This is a genomic window from Paraburkholderia sp. BR10936 (assembly GCF_040965735.1).
Classification (GTDB): Bacteria; Pseudomonadota; Gammaproteobacteria; order Burkholderiales; family Burkholderiaceae; genus Paraburkholderia; species Paraburkholderia nodosa_A.
Map to the genome: position 1 here is coordinate 1 of NZ_JBFRCM010000004.1, position 20,877 is coordinate 20,877.

Annotated in this window: 19 protein-coding genes and 1 tRNA gene; 9 read left to right on the forward strand and 11 right to left on the reverse strand. The window is 64.8% G+C overall.

Features of this window, described 5'->3' with window-relative positions; genetic code table 11:
• Nucleotides 1–252 precede the first annotated feature (252 nt).
• Nucleotides 253–426 (reverse strand): hypothetical protein, encoded by a 174-nt coding sequence (locus AB4Y36_RS09555; RefSeq protein ID WP_165822956.1) that lies wholly within the window; start codon nt 424–426, stop codon nt 253–255.
• Nucleotides 427–556: 130 nt separating this feature from the next.
• On the opposite strand from AB4Y36_RS09555, the gene AB4Y36_RS09560 reads away from it, so the two are divergent.
• Entirely contained in the window at nt 557–727 is a 171-nt protein-coding gene (locus AB4Y36_RS09560; protein WP_176732998.1) for a hypothetical protein, read from the forward strand.
• A gap of 25 nt (nt 728–752) precedes the next feature.
• Here AB4Y36_RS09560 and AB4Y36_RS09565 read toward each other — a convergent pair whose 3' ends face one another.
• The 4 genes from AB4Y36_RS09565 to AB4Y36_RS09580 all read right to left on the reverse strand — a co-directional run bounded on the left by AB4Y36_RS09565 (nt 753) and on the right by AB4Y36_RS09580 (nt 4,867).
• On the reverse strand, nt 753–2,105 hold the full coding sequence (locus tag AB4Y36_RS09565; protein WP_368682836.1) for an MATE family efflux transporter: 1,353 nt from the start codon (nt 2,103–2,105) through the stop codon (nt 753–755).
• Entirely contained in the window at nt 2,102–2,410 is a 309-nt protein-coding gene (locus AB4Y36_RS09570) for a DUF2288 domain-containing protein (RefSeq protein ID WP_069268696.1), read from the reverse strand. The genes AB4Y36_RS09565 and AB4Y36_RS09570 overlap by 4 nt, the downstream gene beginning before the upstream one ends.
• A 657-nt stretch (nt 2,411–3,067) precedes the next feature.
• Complete coding sequence (locus tag AB4Y36_RS09575; RefSeq protein WP_069268695.1) at nt 3,068–3,784, reverse strand: peptidoglycan DD-metalloendopeptidase family protein; 717 nt, start codon at nt 3,782–3,784, stop codon at nt 3,068–3,070.
• Between the two features lie 168 nt (nt 3,785–3,952).
• The gene (locus AB4Y36_RS09580; RefSeq protein ID WP_368682837.1) at nt 3,953–4,867 is read right to left on the reverse strand and encodes an aldose epimerase; all 915 of its coding nucleotides are present in this window, start codon (nt 4,865–4,867) and stop codon (nt 3,953–3,955) included.
• 498 nt (nt 4,868–5,365) lie between these two features.
• Between AB4Y36_RS09580 and AB4Y36_RS09585 the strand changes: the two genes are divergently transcribed.
• Together AB4Y36_RS09585 and AB4Y36_RS09590 are read left to right on the forward strand one after the other, a co-directional pair.
• Nucleotides 5,366–6,196: an undecaprenyl-diphosphate phosphatase gene (locus AB4Y36_RS09585; RefSeq protein WP_069268693.1), complete on the forward strand. Its 831-nt coding sequence runs from the start codon at nt 5,366–5,368 to the stop codon at nt 6,194–6,196.
• A gap of 116 nt (nt 6,197–6,312) precedes the next feature.
• Nucleotides 6,313–6,389: transfer RNA gene (locus AB4Y36_RS09590), tRNA-Arg, on the forward strand.
• 82 nt (nt 6,390–6,471) lie between these two features.
• Here the strand turns inward: AB4Y36_RS09590 and AB4Y36_RS09595 are convergent.
• Both AB4Y36_RS09595 and AB4Y36_RS09600 read right to left on the reverse strand, forming a co-directional pair.
• Nucleotides 6,472–7,143: a PH domain-containing protein gene (locus AB4Y36_RS09595; RefSeq protein ID WP_368682838.1), complete on the reverse strand. Its 672-nt coding sequence runs from the start codon at nt 7,141–7,143 to the stop codon at nt 6,472–6,474.
• A 32-nt stretch (nt 7,144–7,175) separates the two neighbouring features.
• Nucleotides 7,176–8,759, reverse strand: coding sequence for an acid phosphatase (locus AB4Y36_RS09600; RefSeq protein WP_368682839.1), 1,584 nt, complete (start codon nt 8,757–8,759; stop codon nt 7,176–7,178).
• A gap of 381 nt (nt 8,760–9,140) precedes the next feature.
• Here AB4Y36_RS09600 and AB4Y36_RS09605 point away from each other — a divergent pair, with 381 nt between their 5' ends.
• A complete protein-coding gene (locus AB4Y36_RS09605) occupies nt 9,141–10,463 on the forward strand; it encodes a cytochrome-c peroxidase (RefSeq protein WP_368683072.1) in 1,323 nt (440 codons plus the stop codon).
• Nucleotides 10,464–10,482: 19 nt separating this feature from the next.
• On the opposite strand, the gene AB4Y36_RS09610 is transcribed toward AB4Y36_RS09605, so the two are convergent.
• A complete protein-coding gene (locus tag AB4Y36_RS09610) occupies nt 10,483–10,725 on the reverse strand; it encodes a hypothetical protein (protein ID WP_368682840.1) in 243 nt (80 codons plus the stop codon).
• 190 nt (nt 10,726–10,915) lie between these two features.
• Between AB4Y36_RS09610 and AB4Y36_RS09615 the strand changes: the two genes are divergently transcribed.
• Together AB4Y36_RS09615 and AB4Y36_RS09620 are read left to right on the forward strand one after the other, a co-directional pair.
• Nucleotides 10,916–11,314, forward strand: coding sequence for an RT0821/Lpp0805 family surface protein (locus AB4Y36_RS09615; protein WP_368682841.1), 399 nt, complete (start codon nt 10,916–10,918; stop codon nt 11,312–11,314).
• A 7-nt stretch (nt 11,315–11,321) separates the two neighbouring features.
• Complete coding sequence (locus AB4Y36_RS09620; RefSeq protein ID WP_069268690.1) at nt 11,322–11,771, forward strand: NUDIX domain-containing protein; 450 nt, start codon at nt 11,322–11,324, stop codon at nt 11,769–11,771.
• A gap of 87 nt (nt 11,772–11,858) precedes the next feature.
• On the opposite strand, the gene AB4Y36_RS09625 is transcribed toward AB4Y36_RS09620, so the two are convergent.
• A complete protein-coding gene (locus tag AB4Y36_RS09625) occupies nt 11,859–13,577 on the reverse strand; it encodes a glutamine--tRNA ligase/YqeY domain fusion protein (RefSeq protein ID WP_069268689.1) in 1,719 nt (572 codons plus the stop codon).
• Between the two features lie 156 nt (nt 13,578–13,733).
• Here AB4Y36_RS09625 and AB4Y36_RS09630 point away from each other — a divergent pair, with 156 nt between their 5' ends.
• Nucleotides 13,734–14,291 (forward strand): RBBP9/YdeN family alpha/beta hydrolase, encoded by a 558-nt coding sequence (locus AB4Y36_RS09630; protein WP_368682842.1) that lies wholly within the window; start codon nt 13,734–13,736, stop codon nt 14,289–14,291.
• Between the two features lie 24 nt (nt 14,292–14,315).
• On the opposite strand, the gene AB4Y36_RS09635 is transcribed toward AB4Y36_RS09630, so the two are convergent.
• Nucleotides 14,316–15,536, reverse strand: coding sequence for a CaiB/BaiF CoA-transferase family protein (locus AB4Y36_RS09635; protein ID WP_069268687.1), 1,221 nt, complete (start codon nt 15,534–15,536; stop codon nt 14,316–14,318).
• A 326-nt stretch (nt 15,537–15,862) separates the two neighbouring features.
• Here AB4Y36_RS09635 and alaS point away from each other — a divergent pair, with 326 nt between their 5' ends.
• On the forward strand, nt 15,863–18,487 hold the full coding sequence (alaS, locus tag AB4Y36_RS09640) for an alanine--tRNA ligase (RefSeq protein WP_368682843.1): 2,625 nt from the start codon (nt 15,863–15,865) through the stop codon (nt 18,485–18,487).
• An 82-nt stretch (nt 18,488–18,569) separates the two neighbouring features.
• On the opposite strand, the gene AB4Y36_RS09645 is transcribed toward alaS, so the two are convergent.
• Nucleotides 18,570–19,508 carry a LysR substrate-binding domain-containing protein gene (locus tag AB4Y36_RS09645; RefSeq protein WP_069268685.1) on the reverse strand — a complete coding sequence of 313 codons (939 nt, stop codon included), beginning with the start codon at nt 19,506–19,508 and terminating at the stop codon, nt 18,570–18,572.
• A 97-nt stretch (nt 19,509–19,605) separates the two neighbouring features.
• On the opposite strand from AB4Y36_RS09645, the gene AB4Y36_RS09650 reads away from it, so the two are divergent.
• The gene (locus AB4Y36_RS09650; RefSeq protein ID WP_069268684.1) at nt 19,606–20,832 is read left to right on the forward strand and encodes a YbfB/YjiJ family MFS transporter; all 1,227 of its coding nucleotides are present in this window, start codon (nt 19,606–19,608) and stop codon (nt 20,830–20,832) included.
• The last annotated feature ends 45 nt before the right edge of the window (nt 20,833–20,877 follow it).

Sequence of the window (20,877 nt, forward strand, 5' to 3'; positions counted from 1 at the left end):
GAAACAGCTCCACGCCGATGATAGTGCGGATTGCCCGTGTGAAAGTAGGTAATCGTCAGGCTCCTTATGCTGTAACGTCCAGAACCCCGGTGTCTCCGAAAGAGAACCGGGGTTCTGGCGTTTGGGCGCGGGGAAAATAGAAGGCTATCTGCTCGTTCACTGAACGACGCAGCAAAGCCACCTCACGGCCAGCTCGACTGGCCGCGGTGAGAATGAGGCAAGGGGCGCGCCGACGCAGTGCCGGCGCTGGGTTCAGTGCCTGCGGCGAACCCGGTCGAGCACGTGATGCTCGGCCAGCCAGTGATGCATCATGCCTTCGCCGTCGTGCTCTTTCCGGTAGGCGCGCGATTCGAAAATCGATAGCCCGAGCAGAACCAGCAGACCTACAGCAAGACCGATCAGACCCGCAATAGTTTCGGCATCCATGGCAGCCTCCTGTCGATTGCAGCCATGTCCGTATCTTAGAACAGTGTCGCAACGGAAAAAATAGCGAATTCAGCCGCTTCGCTACTGGCCGGGGCGCCGCTGGATCACCATTCAGAAAGGATTTGAGGCGATGTACCGTGTTTATCTGGCCCTTGCAATGGCCGCTTTGCTCTCGGCGTGTGCCGACAACGCACCGACTCACCGCCACGGCACCCCGCCGCAGGATCCGCCCGACTACCACGGTGTGCCGACCGACGACCGGCCGCCGATGATGATCGACAACCCGCCGCCTGCACAGTAAGAGCCGACGCCTGGCGCGAGCGCCGTCAGTGCAACTGCACAGCCACAGGTACGATCGCGCCGCTGATGCGCGGTAGCAACGGCGAGAGCGTCAGCCCGCGCGCGGCCATGAAGACGAGCAGAGCGATCCACAACCCATGATTGCCGAGCGGCCCGACCAGCGCCCATGACGCGCACAAAAACACAGCCAGCGACACCGCCATGGCTTGCATGAGTTCGCGTGTGCGCGTCGCGCCGATGAATACGCCGTCCAGCAAAAAGCCCCAGACGGAGATGAGCGGCGAAAGCGCGGCCCATGGGAGGAATGCCTGAGCAGCGGCACGCACGGCCGGCTGGTTGGTAAGCTTCTCGATGATCCAGGGGCCGCAGGCCCAATAAACGAACGAAAAACCGAAGGCACCCAGCGCTGCCCAGAACAGGTTGACCTTCACGGCCTGGCGGAACGCATCGCGATTACCCGCGCCGATCGCCGCGCCTACCAGCGCTTCGGCCACATGGGCGAACCCGTCGAGACCGTAGGCCATGAAGGTCTGGAAGTTGAGGAGCAGGGCGTTCGCGGCAAGGATCGCGTCGCCTTGCTTCGCGCCCAGATGCGCGAACCACCCAAACGAGCCCAGCAGGCAAAGCGTACGCAAAAAGATATCGCGATTGATCGCGACGAGGCGTTTGAGCGCTGCCGGCTCGAGTACAGTTTGTAACGCGAGCGGCGCGAGCCCGCGAGGACGAAGCCTCCACAGTACGCCGGCACCGAACACAAAACCGAGCGTATCGGCCGTAGCCGTCGCCGCACCGATCCCGGCGATGCCCCACTGAAGCCCGTACACATAGGCGAGCACCGCAACGACGTTCGTCAGATTGATAAAGATCTGCGAAAGCAGCGCAATGCGCACGCGCTGAGTGCCGAGCAGATATCCGAGCACGACGTAATTCGCCAAAGCGAAAGGCGCAGAGCCGATACGCGCAAGACAATAGACCCCAGCGTTGTGTTGCACGTCTGCGCTGCCGCCGATGGCCGCAAGCGTGTACCGGATCAAAGGCGATTGAATCAGCAGGATCGCGGCGCCAATAGCGAATGCCAGTAGCAGGGCGCGCACGACATTCGCGCGCAATGCGGGGAGGTCGCGCGCGCCGTAGGCTTGCGCGACGAGCCCCGTCGTCCCCATGCGCAGGAAGCCGAAACCCCAAAACACGAAGTTGAAGAACAGGCCGCCTAGCGCGACGCCGCCAAGATCGGCCGCGCTGCCGAGGTGGCCTGCTACTGCCGTGTCTACGGCGCCGAGGATCGGTTGCGTGAGATTGGCGAGGACGATGGGGAACGCGAGCGTCAGCACGCGTCGATGCCAGCCTCGCTGGTCAGGCAGGGCCTCAGCGCCGCTCAAGCGCGTTCCTGCACGCACACCCACGGCGAGACGACGACCGCCCACAACTCCGGCTTGCGCGCCGAGTAATCGGCTGCGGTTTCTGCCGGCATACGTGCGACGAGGCCCGAAGACAGCCATTGCATGACGACCGCCCTGTCGTCGTTGGCGATCGCCTCCGCCACGCTGACGAGGTCGAGGTCGCGCGCCACGCTCAGCAACTTGCCTTGCGCGAAGAAACGTTCGAGATCCTGCCAGTCGATCTTGGCGGTTTCGCCGAGCAGCTTGGCGTACGTCGAACTGGGGTTGGCGTCTTCGATAGTCATGGTGATTGGAAATTCGTTGCGGCAGATACTATAAACGATAGTCTGCCAGCAGACCGGTGGTCGGTTAGCGAACGCTGGATCCGCGGTATTAATCACATTAATAAGTTGATATCCATGCTCGCGGCGCCAAAACGTAGACAATAAGCCACATTAAATCAGCAAACATCTGATCTAAGCGTGCGGCGCATTTGTGTTTCAAATCTGTACGTCACATCGAATAAATGCATTGTTGCGTGCGTTTGCACACTAACGCCGGCTGCTTCGAAAATGCGAAAAGCGCCGTGCTTTAAACCGACGATCGAGGCTCGCAAAATCCCTCGACAGGACCCTGTTGTTCAGCCTGAACGTCCCGCCCAGCAAGCCTTTGCGCTGGCTGGTGACTTGTCGTTGCGTGTCATTGAAACATGCGATCTTACGAGCAGCCGCAGATGATTCGGCATCCTCATTCGGTGCTGAAAAGTGATGCGACACATAATCCGTGCGCCGTAGCACATTTTCGCGCTAATTAAGTGATTGCGCCGCCGGAAGCCCGTTGATAGATTGCGATTCGGCGCATGGTAAACCGGTCCTTTGCCGATATGCGCCAAACCCCCGTTAGCCCGGCGCCATGCCGGGCTTTTTTTCGTCCATTGATTTGGCTGGCCGTAGCGGCCTTTCTCAACGTGCGGGAAGTTCTCGAGTCGGATCGATCGAGCGCCCCTGGTACCGTAGCTCGAAATGCAGCATCACGCGATCGTTGTCGGTGCTGCCCATTTCCGCGATCTTCTGCCCTTGCGCGACGCTCTGACCTTCCTTCACGAACAATGCCTGATTGTGCGCATAGGCCGTCAGGTAATCGCCGTTGTGCTTGATGATCAGCAAGTTACCGTAGCCACGCAGACCATTACCGGCATAGACCACGGTGCCGGGCGCCGCGGCGACGACGGGCGTGCCGGCCGCATTGGCGATGTCGATGCCTTTCGAGTTACGGCCGTCAAAGTTGCGGATGACCTGGCCGCTGGTCGGCCAGACGAGCGAAATCGACGGCGCAGCCGCCGCCGAAGGTGCGGATGAAGGCGCGGATGCGGTATCGGTTGTTTCGGCGCTCTCGCGCGGGGCAGTTGCTGCGCTACGCGGCGGCGCGGTGCGGGTGCTCGCTGTGCCGGCGGGCGGTTCGACGCGCAGGACCTGGCCGACTTCGATGGCGTCGGGGTTCGACAGATTGTTCCAGCGCACGATGTTCTGCACGGACTGGCGAGTGCTGCGCGCGATCTTGTACACGGTGTCGCCGCGTTCGACGCGATAAAAGCCGGGGCCGACCGGAGCCGATCCGCACGCCGCGAGCAGCGCAACGAGCGCTGCACATGCAATCCGTCTGATTCCTGGTGCCAACATTGAACCTCGCATGACCTTGCCTCGACGGACCACGGTCCGCCGCGCTGGCAAAACGCCTGATTTTAGCGGGTTTGCCAGCGCAACTGGGGTTTTGCCTGACGAATGACTGACGAAGTCGGCAGCATCCATACCGGCGCCGGCCCAGCACGGCGCCGCCGGTGCGCGCGATTAGCCGCCGAGCGCCTCGACGCCGATACGCAGCGTCGCCGTCTCCGTTTGACCCGGTGCGAGCCAGCGCAGGCCGAGGCCGTTGTGGATCGCGTCGGGCAGACCCAGCCAGGGTTCGACGCAGTAGAAGTCGGAGTCCGCGGCTTCCGTCCACGTCGTGACGGCGTACCAGGGAAGCGAGCCGGGCCGGTTCAGGTCGATCGTCACCGCGCGGCCGAGTCCTGGCGCCACGAGGTGCACCGGCGAGGCGGGCGGCGTTGGCTCGAGCACATGGAAGCGGTCGATGATGCTTGCGTCGTCGAGCCTGTATTGCGCTTTGCCGGGTTCGGGCGCACTGATCGAACCGTCCGCGAGCTGATGGCGGCGCTGGCTAGCCGGCAGGTCGAGCGTCGTCTGCGCGCGCTGGGCGTGGGGCAAGGCGAAGTAGAAGTGATGGCCCGCGTACCAGGGGAGCTGATTCGGGCCGGTATTAGTCGCGGCGAGCGTCACGTCGAGCGTATGCGCGTCGGCCAGCCGGTAGACCGCTTCGAAGCGAAAGGCGAACGGGTAGCCGGTGCGGGTGGCGTCGGAGTCGACGAGCGTCATCTGCAGGCCGTGCCCGTCGTCGTCGACTTGCGCCGCGAACGGCAGGTCGCGCGCGAAGCCGTGCATCGGCAGATCGCGGACGACGCCTTGAGCGTCGCGCCAACGCCCGATCTGGCCGTCGACACGATGGCGGCCAAGGAAGGGGAAGAGCAGCGGATTGCCGCCGCGCACACGTGCCGGCTCCGCCCAGTTCGCATTTTCCGGCCATACGATGACCGGCTGGCCGCCGACGTGCCACGAGAGCAAACGGCCGCCGGCCCACGGCGCGAAGCGCAGCGTCGAGGCACCGCGGCTGAGGGTGAGGATGTCCTGCTCTGGATGTGCGTTCATGGGCGGGCCTGGCGTGGGTGGAAGAAGGGTGGCGCGGATGCGCCGGACAGAGGCGGATTTTGCGCCGCTTTCTCATGCGTGAAAACCCTTGTCGGGAAAGCGTGGGTGTCGTTGGCGGACAAGAGTCAGCATAATCCGCATGACCGTGCGTTAGCGCACAGAGCATTTTCGCAGGAGACCTCCCCATGGACCTCGCAATGGCAATGAGCATGGCTCTGTTCAGCCTCTTTGTCGGTAGCAGCGCCTATTTCTTCTACAAGATGGCGCGCTGATCGCGCCGCGTTCCGTCCCCCTCGACCGGATTCCCGAGAGCGCGACACGCAGTTTCGCGCCAGGATCCCTGCATCCGCAGCCAACTTTGTTGCGACGCAGTAACTTTTCTGACAAATCCATCTCCAAGCTTGGCGCTGCAATACGGCCCAGGCATAATCGGTGCGCTTTGCCGCACCGGCTCCGCAACGGTCCGGCCCCTTACACCACCATTACGAGGATCCGCGCGTGAGTCTCTGGTTTCTATTCTTCCTGAGCGTGTTGCAAGGCGTCACCGAACTGTTCCCCGTGAGCAGCCTCGGCCATACACTGCTCGTGCCGGCACTGTTCGGCATGCACATCGACAAGCACGCGCCGCAATTGCTGCCGTTCCTCGTCGCATTGCACCTGGGGACCGCAGTTGCGCTGCTCTGGTATTTCCGCGAGCGCTGGGTCGCGTTGATCAGGGGCTTCTTTGCCTCGCTGGGCGGTCGCAAGAACGACGACGGGCACATGATGTGGGCGCTCATCATCGGTACGATTCCGACGGGTATCGTCGGCCTCGTGCTCGAAAAGCGCATCGAAGCCATCTTTCACGATCTGCGCATCGTCGCGGCTGCGTTGATGGTCAATGGCGTGCTGCTCTGGTTCGGCGATCGCCTCCAGCGTGCCCGTGCGCATCGTCCGCCGGAGAAACTCACGTTCCGCCAGGCCTTTCTCGTCGGCCTCGCGCAGATCGGCGCGCTCATTCCCGGCTTTTCACGCAGCGGCCTCACGATGATCGCCGGCAATGCAGCGGGCCTCACGGCAGAAAAGGCTGCGGAGTTCTCGTTCCTGCTCGGCACGCCGATCATCTTCGCGGCTGGCGTGCTCGAACTGCCCAAGCTGTTTCACGCGCGAGATCAGTTGATGACTGCGGTCGTTGGCGGCGTGCTCACGGGTATTGCGGCCTGGCTGAGCGTGAAGTTCCTGATGAGCTATTTCGAGGGACGCGGGCGCCTCGCATCGTTCGGTGCGTACTGCCTGATCGCGGGCGCGATTTTCCTTGGCTGGTTCGCGTTGCATCAGCAGCCGGTTTGATTTGGGCGCGAAGGCCCTTGGCAAGCGCGATGAGCGAGGCGCGACCGCGTGAGACGATCGCGGTATAATCCAGCCCCGTCTTCGCGAGGCCCGCTTGCGGCCTTGCGCACGTTCACGCGACAGTAGCTCAGCTGGATAGAGCATCGGCCTTCTAAGCCGAGGGTCGGGGGTTCGAGCCCCTCCTGTCGCGCCAGATCAAATAAACAAAAAGCCCGGCCTTCACTGCTGGGCTTTTTGCTTTTTCACACACCACGAATCCAGGCCGATTCAAACCTTCACGCCACGAGCCGCAACGGCACCGGCTCCTCGGCCGCCTGCGCGAGAAACACCAAACGGCGGAACTCGTTCGGATTCGAAATGCCGGGAATCGGCGTAGCGATCAAGCCACCGCCGCCCACGACGAGCGAGCCATAGTCGAATATCCGGCCGATCAGGCTTTGCTCGATCCGCACGCTCTCTATCTTCGCTAGCGTCAACTCCACCGTGTGACGACGGACCGCACCGAACCTGGCCACCACGCGCTTGTTGGTCACGGCGAATTCTGTCGTCCACCAGGCGAGTAGCGACGCACCGAACAGTCCCAGCCCTGCGGCAAAAAAACTCACCGCTGCGAGCGGCGACGTCCCCATGGTGCCGACGAGCACGCCCCAAATCATGAGCAGAAGGCTGAATGTGATACGCGGCCCCATCGCCCAGAAGCAGGGGTGTCCCTCGCAGACGATCCTTTCGCCTGGTAGGAGAGTCGATTCGACGTATTTCACAATGACCTCCGTCAAGATTTGTGCAGTAATTAATTTGTAAGGTAGTGCATCCTGCGGCGTAGGATCCGTGGTCAAACGTCGCGGCTCGACGCCCGGCGGACGCGCGGAGCGGGCAGGGGCGACGAATTCGCGGCGCAATAAAAAAGGGCAGCCCGAGGGCTGCCCTTCAAACCGGATGAGCAACATCCGGCAATCGATGGTCCGATGGCTTGTCGCGCTTAGAGCTTGACGTCGAGCGCGTTGGTCAGATCGCCCATCGGCTGGGCGCCGTTGGTCTTGAGTGCGGCGTCGCGGTTGGCAAGCCCCGGCAGCGTGGGCAGCGAGAAGCGGCGCGTGATGAGGCGCAGGATCGAGGTCGTGTCGTACTGCGTGTGGTCGACGTAGCCCTTTTTCGCGTACGGCGAAATGACGAGCGCCGGAATGCGCGAGCCCGGGCCCCAGCGGTCGCCCTTGGGCGGCGCAACGTGATCCCAGAAGCCGCCGTTTTCGTCGTAGGTGACGACCACGACCATGTTGTTCCACTGCGGGCTCTTCTGCAGATGCGCGATGACGTCCGCGATGTGCTGGTCGCCGCTCGCCACGTCCGTGTAGCCCGCGTGCTCGTTCAGGTTGCCCTGCGGCTTGTAGAACGCCACGGCAGGCAGCGCGCCTGCATCGATCGCCTTGATGAACTCGGTGCCGTCCATGCCGCCGTCGAGCAGGTGCTTCGCACGTGCGTCGGTGCCCGGCGCGTAGTTCGCGAAGTAGTTGAACGGCTGGTGGTGCGGCTGGAAGTTCGGCGCCGTCATGTTCGCGCCGTAGATCACGCCCGACGTGCTGTTCTGCGCCGCGCTCACGGCCGCGCCCCACGCGCCGCCGTACCACGCCCACGTCACGCCCGCGTTCGAAAGCAGATCGCCGATGTTCTGCGCCGTTTGCGCGGGCAGTGTGGAGGCGTTCGACGGGTCGGCCAGGTTCGTGTCACCGCCCGAAGCCGCTGCGTTGCCGCTCGGCTGATACGGCGGCTGCATTGTGTTGACCGCATAGAAGTCCGGCGTCAGATTGCCCGACTTCACGAATTTCGGCGCGCCGTCGAGCGCCGACTTCGGCGAGTTCGATGCGAGCGTGAGCGAGACGCCGTCGGCGTCCACGGTCGAGATCGTCGGCTTGGCCGGGTTCGTGTCCGCGTTCGCGTAGTACGGCGTGCACGCGCAGATCAGCCACTGGTGATTCAGGAACGAGCCGCCGAACGCGCCCATGAAGAAGTTGTCGGCGAGCGTGTATTGCTGGGCGATCTTCCAGAGCGGGAGCTTTTCGGCGCTCGTCGTGTAATGCCCCATCACGAGACCGCCGGAGTCGCCGTAGGCCGCGAACATGTCGTTCTTGCCGCCGTGGATCTGCATCTGGTTCTCGTAGAAACGGTGATACAGGTCGCGCGTCGTGACTGAGAGCGGCACGTTGTAGCCCTTCGCGTCGTCGATGGCGAACGGCGCATTCGGCATGTTCTCCGTCATCGCCGCGGTCACGACGGGCGTGACGCCCGTTTGCGTGAGACCGTTCCAGACGGTCGGCAGCGTGGCCAGCACGGAGCCGTCGCGATCGAGCTGCTGCGCGCTTTGCGCGCTCACGTTCTGCAGGCCGTTGGCGTTCGGGAAGCTGCCGTACAGGTTGTCGAAGCTGCGGTTTTCCGCGTAGATCACGACGATATTCTTCACCGACGAAAGGCCGGGCTTGCTGCTGTCGTTGCCGCCGCAAGCCGCGACGGCCAATACCGACGCCGCTATCGCGATCGGCGTGGCATAGAACCATTTTCTGTTGATCATTTTTCTCTCTCGCGTTGGGGGCCCGCATGGAGGCCGGCGCGAATGACACCGGCCTTCGGGCGAGGCGCAGTGTCGCAACGGAATTTGACAGCGATATGTAAAAAATTACATTTAGCTTTTTCGCGGCCTTTGTTTGCATGACATCTTACTTACGTCATGTCATTGGAGCGTCACATCGCCGACATACGCTTTCGCGACTTCGATGTGCGGCTGAGCGCATCGGTATTCGCACTGCAGCGGCGCGCCGCCACGCGCGCCGCGCTCAAGCTTCGGGGATCAGGCATGTTGCGTAGATTGGCGCGTCATTCGGCGCGAACGGAAGGTGAGACGCGGGCTCGAGCGCTCGGCGGCGCATGCCGCAACGCGGGCCTCCTCCTCGTGATGGCGGCGGGGCTGTCATTGCTGCTGACGGCATGCGACGGCAGCACGCCCGCTTCCGCAGACGCCGATACGACGACAGGTGCATCCGGCAGCGCCTCGCGTGCGAACGACGCCAATGCGAACGCACGCGCCGTACAGGGCGTGAAGCTCATGAAGATCGCGACGCCTGCACAAGGCGGCCAGACGCGTGCCGAGGTCTATGCGCAGGTGCGCCGCATGACGGCGCTCGGCAAGCAGATGTTCTTCGATCCGTCGCTCTCGGGTTCGGGCAAGATGGCATGCGCGTCGTGCCACAGCCCGGACCACGCGTTCACGCCGCCCAACTCGCTCGACGTGCAGATCGGCGGCGCCGACATGCGACGCCAGGGCATGCGCGCCGTGCCGACGCTCAAGTATCTGCAGGCGGTGCCGGCGTTCGCCGAGCACTATCACGACTCCGATGACGAAGGCGATGAAAGCGTCGATGCCGGTCCGACCGGCGGCCTCACGTGGGATGGCCGCGTCGATCGGGGCTCGGACCAGGCGCGCATCCCGTTGCTCTCGACGTTCGAGATGGCGAGTTCGCCGAAGAAGGTCGCCGAAGCCGTGCGCGCGGCACCCTACGCAGGGGCGTTCAGGGAGGCCTTCGGCGCGCGCGTCCTCGCCGACGACGACGCGACTTTCAAGGCCGTACTGAAGTCACTGGAGACATTCGAGCAGTCACCCGAGGTGTTCTATCCGTACACGAGCAAGTACGACGCGTACCTGGCCGGCAAGGCCACGCTCAGCGCCGCCGAACTGCGCGGGCTGCAGCTTTTCAACGACGAGAAGAAGGGCAATTGCGCGAGCTGCCATATCAGCCAGCGTGCAAAGGACGGCTCGCCGCCACAGTTCAGCGACTTCGGTCTGATCGCCGTGGGCGTGCCGCGCAACCGCACACTTGCCGTGAATCGCGACCGCAAGTTTTTCGATCTCGGCGCATGCGGTCCGGAGCGCACGGACCTCGACCATCGCGCGGAATTTTGCGGGCTCTTCCGCACGCCGACGCTGCGCAACATAGCGCTCAAGAAGTCGTTCTTCCACAACGGCATCTACCATTCGCTGGAAGACGTGCTGCGTTTCTACGCACGGCGCGACACGAATCCGGAAGCGTTCTATCCGATGGTGAAGGGCCGGGTGCAGAAGTTCGACGACTTGCCGCGACAGTATTGGGTGAATCTCAACACGGATCCGCCGTTCGATCGCAAGCCGGGCGACGAGCCGGTGTTCAGCGACGCCGAAATCAAGGACGTGCTTGCGTTTCTCGACACGCTCACCGACGGCTGGCAGCCGGGCGCGCACTGAGCGTGGACTGGGCGCAGCGTCAGACGCCTGCGATCAACAGGCAGGCGCCGGTGAGCACGAGGAAGGACGCGAGCAAGCCGACCGTGCCGATGCGCACCGTGGCGTCCGGCCAGCGCGGCGCGTGCTCGGGATGGAGCGTGAAGTTCGGGCCGCGCGCCTGATGTTTCGGCGTGTGCGTGTAGTGCGCGACGAAAGACATCAAGCCGACGCAGATGAGGGCCAGCAGGACCGCAAAGACCCTCAATGCGATGGCGTAGGTCATGTCAGATAAACCGCATGGGCTGTAAGTGGGCGAGGAAAGCTATCGTATTGATCGGCCCTCTCCCTCACCATCGGATCAATCCGAAAAGGACTCGCCCGCCCGCGCCCGTTCGGCCTTGCTGAACGAGCCAAAAAAGGGGCGCGTGTTATGCTTTTCGTCGATGCTTTCAGTCCGCCGAGGAGAACACATAATGTCCAGAATGCCCCGAACCCTTCACACGCTGAGCGCCCTGGGCGCGGCGCTCATTGTCGCCATTGGCATGGGCAGCGCGCATGCCGCCAACCTGGGCTTCCTGAACAACACACCCATGTCGTTCATGACCCAGGCGGACTACAACTCGCTCCAGAACGCCGTGCGCGATGCCGTCGAGCACAAGGCCGATGGCGAGAGCGCGTCATGGTCGAACGAAGGCTCGCGCAACGGCACGCGCATCACCTCGACCATCACGCCGTCGAATACGCAAAAGGAAGGCGCCAAGACGTGCCGCGATACGGAGGTCGTCATCAACGCGAAGGGCCAGTCGATGACACTGCGTCCGCACTTCTGCCGCACGGGCGAAGGCGCCTGGGTTTTCCAGAAGCAGCACTGAGCGCGCGGTGAACGGCAAGATCGTTTCGTGCGGCATTGTGCTGCTCGATCCTGAAGGCCGCGTGCTGCTTGCGCACGCTACCGGCACGAATCACTGGGACATTCCGAAGGGGCAGGGCGACCCCGGCGAGACCGAATCGCAGAGCGCGTGCCGCGAGATGGTCGAGGAGACCGGCATCGAAATCGCGGCGTCGCGCCTCGTCGATCTCGGGCGCTACCTGTACCGGCGCGACAAGGATCTGCATCTCTTTGCCGCGCGCGCGAGTGCCGATGAGCTCGATCTTTCGCGTTGCGTTTGCGTATCGCTCTTTCCGCGACGCGAGGACGGCGTGATGATTCCGGAAATGGACGCCTGGCGCTGGACCGTACCCGTTGAAGTGGATCGCTACGCGAGCCGCAGTCTCGCGCGGCTCTTTAGCACGTCGCTCTCGCTCGCGGATCTGCATCGCAGACTTTGAGCCGCTCCCGCCAGCCGCCGCCAAAATGAAAAAAGCCCGCACGAATCCGAGCGGGCTTTCTGTTTGCCGGCAGGCGCGGCGCGAGCCTTACTTGCCCCAGCTGTCGCGCAAACCGACGATGCGGTTGAATACCGGCGCACCCGGCTTCGAATCGTAGCGGTCGGCGACGAAGTAGCCATGGCGCTCGAACTGATAGCGGTCTTCCGGCGCGGCGTCGCGTGCGCCCGGTTCCAGATACGCTTGCACCACGCGCTTCGAATCCGGATTGAGCGCTTCGAGGAAGTCGCGGCCGCCCGCGTCGGGCTGCTCTTCGCGGAACAGGCGATCGTAGAGGCGCACTTCCGCCGGGCACGCATGCGCTGCGCTGACCCAGTGAATGTTGCCCTTGACCTTGTAGTTGTTCGCGCCTTCCGTGCCCGACTTGCTGTCCGGGAAGTAGTTGCAGTGCACGGCGATCACGTTGCCGTTCTCGTCCTTGTCCGCGCCCGTGCATTCGATCACGAAGCCATAGCGCAGACGCACCTTGTTGCCCGGGAACAGGCGGAAATAGCCCTTCGGCGGCGTTTCGTTGAAGTCTTCGCGCTCGATCCACAACTCGCGCGAGATCGGGAACGTGCGCAGGCCGCGCTCCGGATGATGCGGATGCACGGGGGCCGTGCAGTCTTCGCTCTGGCCTTCCGGATAGTTGTCGATGATGAGCTTGAGCGGGTCGAGCACGGCGGCGGTGCGCGGCGCCTTGTCGTCGAGGTCGTCGCGCAGCGCGCCTTCGAACACGCTCATGTCGATCCACGAATCGACCTTCGTCACGCCGATGCGCTCGCAGAACAGCTGGATCGCTTCGGGGGTGAAGCCGCGGCGGCGCACGCCGACGATGGTCGGCATACGCGGGTCGTCCCAGCCTTCCACGTGGCCTTCGGTCACCAGTTGCAGCAGCTTGCGCTTGCTCGTGATCGCGTAGGTGAGGTTCAGGCGCGAAAACTCGATTTGCTGCGGCAGCGGGCGCGTGAACACGCCGGCATCGGCCAGTTCATTGAGAACCCAGTCATACAGCGGGCGATGGTCTTCGAACTCGAGCGTGCACAGCGAATGCGTGATGTTTTCCAACGCGTCCGAAATGCAGTGCGTGTAGTCGTACATCGGGTACACGCACCACTTGTCGCCGGTGCGGTAGTGATGCGCGAAGCGGATGCGGTAGATCACCGGATCGCGCATATTGAAGTTCGGCGACGCCATGTCGATCTTCGCGCGCAGCACATGGGCGCCTTCCTCGAATTCGCCCGCCTTCATGCGGCGGAAGAGGTCGAGGTTTTCGTCGACGGAGCGATCGCGGAATGGCGAGTTCTTGCCGGCTTCGGTGGCGGAGCCGCGGTTCGCGCGCATCTCTTCCGGCGACTGGCTGTCCACGTACGCCTTGCCGCGCTGGATCAGCAGTTCGGCGAACTCGTAAAGCTTGTCGTAGTAGTCGCTCGCGTAGAAGAGGTATTCCTGATCTTCTTTCTTCCACTCGAAGCCGAGCCATTCGACGGCGTCGATGATCGAGTTGACGTATTCGACATCTTCCTTCTCCGGGTTCGTGTCGTCGAAGCGCAGGTGGCACACGCCGCCGTAGCTTTTCGCGACGCCGAAGTTCAGGCAGATGCTCTTCGCGTGGCCGATGTGAAGGTAGCCATTCGGCTCCGGCGGGAAGCGCGTTTCGACGCGCTGCGCCCACTTGCCCGAGCGGTTGTCGTCGTCGATGATGTTGCGGATGAAATTGGATGCCGCAGGCGCGTCCGTGCGGTCGGCGTCTTTACGTTCGGTATTCATGCGAAAAGGGAGTCGTTCGAGGGCGCCCGTCAAAAGGATCAAAGCGCGTAACTGGGCACCCGATGGTGTCTTCCATTCTACCTGACGCGACCCGCCGCGCCAGTCCCGGTGCCGGATCGTCGCGCGGACTACAACAAGCGAGGGGAAAACGTGACGATGAGCGAAACGGCTGTGCTGGTGCTGCCGGGCTACATGGATTCGGGGCCGGGGCACTGGCAGACGCGCTGGGAAGCCGCGCACGCGGGCTTTGCACGGGTGCAGATGCCCGACTGGATGCACCCGGACTGCGAGGCATGGTGCGCGGCGCTGGAGGCTGCCGTCCAGCGTGCGCCGGCTGGCGTGCGCTTCGCCGCTCACAGCCTCGGCTGCCTGAGCGTGGCGCACTGGGCCGCGCATCACGCGAGCGCGGCGACGCGCGCGAAGGTGGCCGGCGCGCTGCTGGTGGCGCTACCCGATCCGCACGGTCCCGAATTTCCGCGCGACGCGCGGGGCTTCGATCCGGTTCCGCTCACGGCGCTGCCGTTTGCGAGCATCGTCGTCGCCAGCAGCGACGATCCGTATGGCGGTGTGGCGTTTTCGCAGCGCTGCGCGCAGGCGTGGGGCAGCCGCTGGATCGAGATCGGCGCGCGCGGGCACATCAATGCGGACAGCGGGCTCGACGACTGGTCGCAAGGGCTGGCGTGGCTGATGTCGATGGGGAAAGAGGGCGGCTGAGCGGCCGCCCCGGGGGCCTTGCGGTTACACCACGCCCTTGCCGCGCAGCGCCGCCACGTGTTCCTCGCCGTAGCCGAGCACTTCGCGCAGTACCGCATCGGTATGCTCGCCGAGCGTGGGCGGATGGCTCGCCACGCGCGGCGGCGTTTCGCTCATGCGGATGGGGTTGCCCACCAGCCGCGCCGTGCCGCCCGAAGGGTGGGGCACGTCCACCTGCAGCCCGCGCGCGATCACCTGCTCGTTCTCGAACACTTCCGCGAGGTTGTTGATCGGCCCGCACGGCACGCCTGCCGCTTCGAGCGCGCCGATCCAGTCGGCTTTCGTGCGCGTGCGGATCAGGTCGGCGACGATCGGCACGAGCGTGTCGCGATGGCGCACCCGCGCCGGATTGGTCGCGAAGCGCTCGTCGTCGGCCAGCGCGGGCTGGCCCGCCACCTCGACGAACTTGCGGAACTGCCCGTCGTTGCCGACGGCGAGGATGATCCAGCTATCGGCCGTCTGGAAGGCCTGATAGGGCACGATGTTGGGATGCGCGTTGCCCCAGCGCGCGGGCGGATTGCCGCTCGCCAGGTAGTTCGAATTCATGTTCGCGAGCATCGCCACTTGCACGTCGAGCAGCGCCATGTCGATGTACTGGCCCACGCCCGTGCGGTCGCGGTGCGCGAGTGCCGTGAGCACGGCAATGGTCGAATACATGCCGGTCATGAGGTCGGCGATCGCGACGCCGGCCTTTTGGGGGCCACCGCCCGGCAGCGCGTCACGCTCGCCGGTGATGCTCATGAAGCCGCCCATGCCCTGCACGATGAAGTCGTAGCCCGCGCGCGAGGCGTAGGGCCCGGTCTGGCCGAAGCCGGTGACCGAGCAGTAGACAAGGTCGGGCTTGACCTCGCGTAGCGACGCGTAGTCGAGGCCGTATTTCTTCAACTGGCCCGCCTTGTAGTTCTCCAGCACGACATCGCTTTGTGCAGCCAGCTCGCGCACGATGCGCTGCCCCTCGGGCGTGGCGATATCCACCGTGACCGAGCGCTTGTTGCGGTTCGCGGCGAGGTAGTAGGCGGCCTCGGCGGTGTCCGCGCCATCGGGCGTCTTCAGGTACGGAGGGCCCCAGTGGCGGGTGTCGTCGCCGGCGCCGGGGCGCTCCACCTTGATCACGTCGGCGCCGAAGTCGGCGAGAGTCTGTGCACACCACGGTCCGGCAAGGACGCGGGTGAGATCGAGTACGCGGATATGGCTGAGTGCGCCCATGCTGTGTCTTCCAATGTCGTTCTAAGGCGGGCCGCGAGCGCGCGTGGTGCGCTGGCCGATGCCGCCCATAGTAAGCGAAAAGGCGCGGCATACGCCAATATTCGGTACAAAGTTCCGCACTGCGGAACAAAATCGATCGACGCATCGTGCTGCCTCGGGCCCTGTCGCGCCCATGCAAACCACGCCGGACGCGCCGCCGCGAGCGCGCGACGATCCCGTATAATCGTTCGATTCAGCACCGGGGTTTTCGCGAGTAATGTGGGCTCCGGGCGCGACCACGACAAAGATTCAGCACCGTACGCCCCAGGAAGGACCCAACGCACGCCATGAAAGCCGCCGACATCCGCGAGAAATTCCTCAAGTTCTTCGAATCGAAGGGCCACACGATCGTGCGCTCGTCGAGCCTCGTGCCGGGCAACGACCCCACACTGCTCTTCACCAACTCGGGCATGGTGCAGTTCAAGGACGTGTTCCTCGGCACCGAAAAGCGCCCGTACTCGCGCGCCACGACCGCGCAGCGCAGCGTGCGCGCAGGCGGCAAGCACAACGACCTCGAGAACGTCGGCTACACGGCGCGTCACCACACGTTCTTCGAGATGCTCGGCAACTTCTCGTTCGGCGACTACTTCAAGCGCGACGCGATCCACTACTGCTGGGAGCTGCTGACCAAGGTCTACGCGCTGCCCGCGGACAAGCTCACGGTCACCGTGTACAAGGAAGACGACGAAGCCTTCGACATCTGGGCGAAGGAAATCGGCGTGCCGGTGGAGCGCATCATCCGCATCGGCGACAACAAGGGCGCGCGCTACGCCTCGGACAACTTCTGGCAGATGGCCGACACCGGCCCCTGCGGTCCGTGCTCGGAAGTGTTCTACGACCACGGCCCGGAAATCTGGGGTGGCCCCCCGGGATCGCCTGAAGAAGACGGCGACCGCTTCATCGAGATCTGGAATCTCGTGTTCATGCAGTTCAACCGCGATGCCCAGGGCAACATGACGCCGCTGCCCAAGCAGTGCGTCGACACGGGCATGGGCCTCGAACGTCTCGCCGCGGTGCTGCAGCACGTGCACAGCAACTACGAGATCGACCTGTTCCAGAATCTCATCAAGGCGGCTTCGCGCGAAACGAATACGCCCGACCTCACGAACAACTCGCTGAAGGTCATTGCCGACCATATCCGCGCGTGCTCGTTCCTGATCGTCGACGGCGTGATCCCCGGCAACGAAGGCCGCGGCTACGTGCTGCGCCGTATCGTGCGCCGCGCGATCCGCCACGGCTACAAACTCGGCCAGAGGAGCGCGTTCTTCCACAAGCTGGTAGCGGATCTCGTCGCGGAAATGGGCGCTGCCTACCCGGAACTCGCCGAAGCGCAGCAGCGCGTGACGGACGTGCTGCGCCAGGAAGAAGAGCGCTTCTTCGAGACCATCGAGCACGGCATGTCGATTCTCGAAGCCGAACTCGCCGACCTCGAAGCCAAGGGCGGCAAGACGCTCTCGGGCGAACTCGCATTCAAGCTGCACGACACCTACGGCTTTCCGCTCGACCTCACGGCCGACGTTTGCCGCGAGCGCAACGTCACGGTCGACGAACCGGCGTTCGACGAAGCGATGGCGCGTCAGCGCGAGCAGGCGCGCGCGGCGGGCAAGTTCAAGATGACGCAGGGCCTCGAATACTCGGGCGCGAAGACGACGTTCCACGGCTACGAGGAAATCGCGTTCGACGACGCGAAGGTCGTCGCGCTCTATGTGGACGGCGCATCGGTCACCGAAGTGAAGACGGGCCAGGACGCCGTGGTCGTGCTCGACCACACGCCGTTCTACGCGGAATCGGGCGGCCAGGTGGGCGACCAGGGCGTGATCTCGAACGCGAGCATCCGTTTCGCCGTGGCCGACACGCTGAAGGTTCAAGCCGACGTGAGCGGTCACCACGGCACGTTGGAACAGGGCACGCTCAAGGTTGGCGACGTCGTGAAGGCGGAAATCGACGCGATCCTTCGCGCCCGCACGGCGCGCAACCACTCGGCCACGCACCTGATGCACAAGGCGCTGCGCGAAGTGCTCGGTTCGCACGTGCAGCAGAAGGGCTCGCTCGTCGATGCAGATAAAACCCGCTTCGACTTCGCGCACAATGCGCCGATGACGGACGACGAAATCCGCCGTGTCGAGCAGATCGTCAACGCGGAAGTGCTCGCGAACGCGCCCGGCATCGTGCGCGTGATGTCCTACGACGACGCAGTGAAGGGCGGCGCGATGGCGCTGTTCGGCGAGAAGTACGGCGACGAAGTGCGCGTGCTCGACCTCGGGTTCTCGCGCGAGCTGTGCGGCGGCACGCACGTCACGCGCAGCGGCGACATCGGCTTCTTCAAGATCGTGATGGAAGGCGGCGTGGCCGCGGGCATCCGCCGCGTGGAAGCGATCACGGGCGACAACGCCGTGCGCTTCGTGCAGGAGCTCGACGCGCGCGTGAATGCGGCAGCGGCGGCGCTCAAGGCGCAACCTTCGGAACTGACGCAGCGTATCGCGCAGGTGCAGGACCAGGTGAAGTCGCTCGAAAAGGAACTGGGCGCGCTCAAGTCGAAGCTCGCTTCGAGCCAGGGCGACGAACTCGTGGGGCAGGCCATCGAAGTGAACGGTGTGCACGTGCTGGCCGCGACGCTCGATGGCGCCGATTCGAAGACGCTGCGCGAGACCGTGGACAAGCTCAAGGACAAGCTCAAGAGCGCAGCCATCGTGCTGGCGGCTGTCGATGGCGGCAAGGTCAGCCTGATCGCGGGCGTGACCGCCGAGGCGAGCAAGAAGGTCAAGGCCGGCGAGCTCGTGAACTTCGTTGCCCAGCAGGTCGGCGGCAAGGGCGGCGGCCGTCCCGACATGGCGCAGGCAGGCGGCACCGAGCCGGCCAATCTGCCGGCCGCGCTCGCGGGCGTGAAGGGCTGGGTCGAAGCGAAGCTGTAATACGACGCGTCGCGGCGTGAACGCCGCTTTGCGACGAAGAAGGGCTGTCCGTGAGGGCAGCCCTTTTTGTTTCCTGCGCGGCTTATACGTGAAGGCCTGCGGGCGTAACTGCCGCTTCGGCTGCCAATGGCGCCGCCATGCTGCCCGTGCGTTGCGCATCCTCCAGCAGCGCTTCCTTCAACGCACCAAGCGCAGGCGAATAGTGGCCACGCCGCCAGGCGAGCAGCGTCTCGATCTGACCGAGCTTGCCAAGCGAATGAATCGTGACGTCGTCGGCGCTGCGTGGCAGTTCGAGCACCGAGCGCGGCGCGACGGCCACACCCGCGCCTGCCGCCACGCACGCAATGATCGCGTGATACGAGCCCAACTCCAGCACGCGGGACGGCCGGATGCCATGCTCCACATACCAGCGCTCGACATAGGCCCGATACGCGCAGCTGCGTTCGAACGCGACGAGCGTGGAGAGCGCGATATCGCCGGGCTGTCGGATCGGCCGGTGGCCGCGCGGCGTGATCATCACGAGTTCTTCGCGATAGACCGGCACGTGCTCGAATACCTCGGGGTCCGGCACCCCGTCGAGCGGCGTGGCGATCAGCGCCGCATCGATTGCGTATTCGCGCAGGCGCTCGATCATCGTGCCGGTCGTGCCCGTTTCCAGTTCGAGCGTGACCTCGGGCCACGTCTGGTGATAGCGCGCGAGCAGGCCGGGCAGACGGCTTGCTGCAGCGCTCTCCATGGTGCCCAGCCGCAGGCGTCCCGCCGGGCGACCGGCCTTGAGCGCATGGCGCGCCTCGTCCGCGAGCGCGAGCAGGCGCTCGGCGTAGGGCAGCAGGGTTTCGCCAGCGGGCGTGAGAATGAGGCGGCGGCCCTCGCGCGTGAAGAGCGGCGTGCCGAGTTGATCTTCGAGCTGCTTGATGCGCGTGGTCACGTTGGACTGCACGCGGTTGAGCTTGGCGGCGGCCCGCGTCACGCCGTTTTCCCGCACCACCGCCCGGAAAATCGCCAGTTCGGCGAGGTCCATAGTTCTCTCCTTGGGATGCATCGATTCATGATAATTCATTTTTCGTGAACGGTAGAATCGCCTACGATGGTAGGCAGTTGCTTAATCTGCTGATCTCATGAACGACTACGTCCCCGGCACCGTCCACGTTTCCGAAGCCCGCCCGCATGCCGGTCGGCGCGCGGCGTTGGCCTGCATGGTGAGCCTCGCCGTCGCGCTGGGTGTCGGGCGCTTCGCCTTCACGCCGCTCCTGCCGCTGATGCTGCACGGCGGCGCGCTCGACCTGCGTCACGGCGGCTGGCTCGCGTCGCTGAACTACGCGGGCTACTTCGTGGGCGCGATCAGCTGCGTCGCGCTGCGCATGGCCCCCGCGAAGATCGTGCGCGCGGGCCTCGTGGTCACGGTGCTCCTCACGCTCGCGATGGGCCTCACGCAGCAGTTCTGGATCTGGGCCGTGGTGCGCTTCGTGGCGGGCGCGGTGAGCGCGTGGACCTTCGTATTCGCCTCGCAGTGGGGCCTGCGGCGGCTCGCGCAGCTCGGCGCGAACGAGTGGGGCGGTGTGATCTACACCGGTCCCGGCGTCGGCATCATTGCGACCGGGCTGTTCGTGAGCGCGGCCGGCGGTCTCGGCGCGCGCACGGGCTGGATCGGCTTCGGGCTGATCAGCGCGCTGCTCGCCGCCGTCGTCTGGTCGACGTTTGGAGCAGACATGCGCGCGCTGGCGCCGCGTCCCGCCGCGCGTGCCTCGGCAAGCGTCGCGCACGCGCAGCGCGAAGGGCGCCGTGCCGACGCCTTCTGGCTCGTGCTGCTCTACGGCGTGCCGGGTTTCGGCTACATCATCACGGCGACGTTCCTGCCCGTGATCGCGCGCCATGCGCTGCCCGGCTCGGCCTGGCCCGACCTGTTCTGGCCGATGCTCGGCGCCGCGCTGATCGCGGGCGCGCTGCTGGCTGCGCGCCTCCCGCTCCACTGGGACAACCGCCTGATGCTGGCGGGCGCCTACGTGCTGCAGGCCGTGGGCATCGCGCTCGGCATCGTCTGGCCCAACGCCGCGGGCTTCTCGTTCGGCAGCGTGTTGATCGGGCTGCCGTTCACGGCGATCACGCTCTTCGCGATGCGCGAGGCGCGCCTGCTGCGCGGCGAGCATGCCGCCGCGCTGATGGGCTATGCGACGGCCGCCTACGGCGTCGGGCAGATCGCGGGGCCGCTCGTGGCCGCGCCGCTTGCGGCTTCCACAGGCTCGTTCTCGCCTTCGCTGTGGCTCGCGGCGGGTGCGCTCGTGGCCGGCGCAATCGGGCTCGTCTGGCGGGCCTGGCACACGCGCGAGGCCGCACGCGGACGCTGATAGCACACTAAAATGGACGCTTTCGCGGGCGCCGCGAGCGTGTCC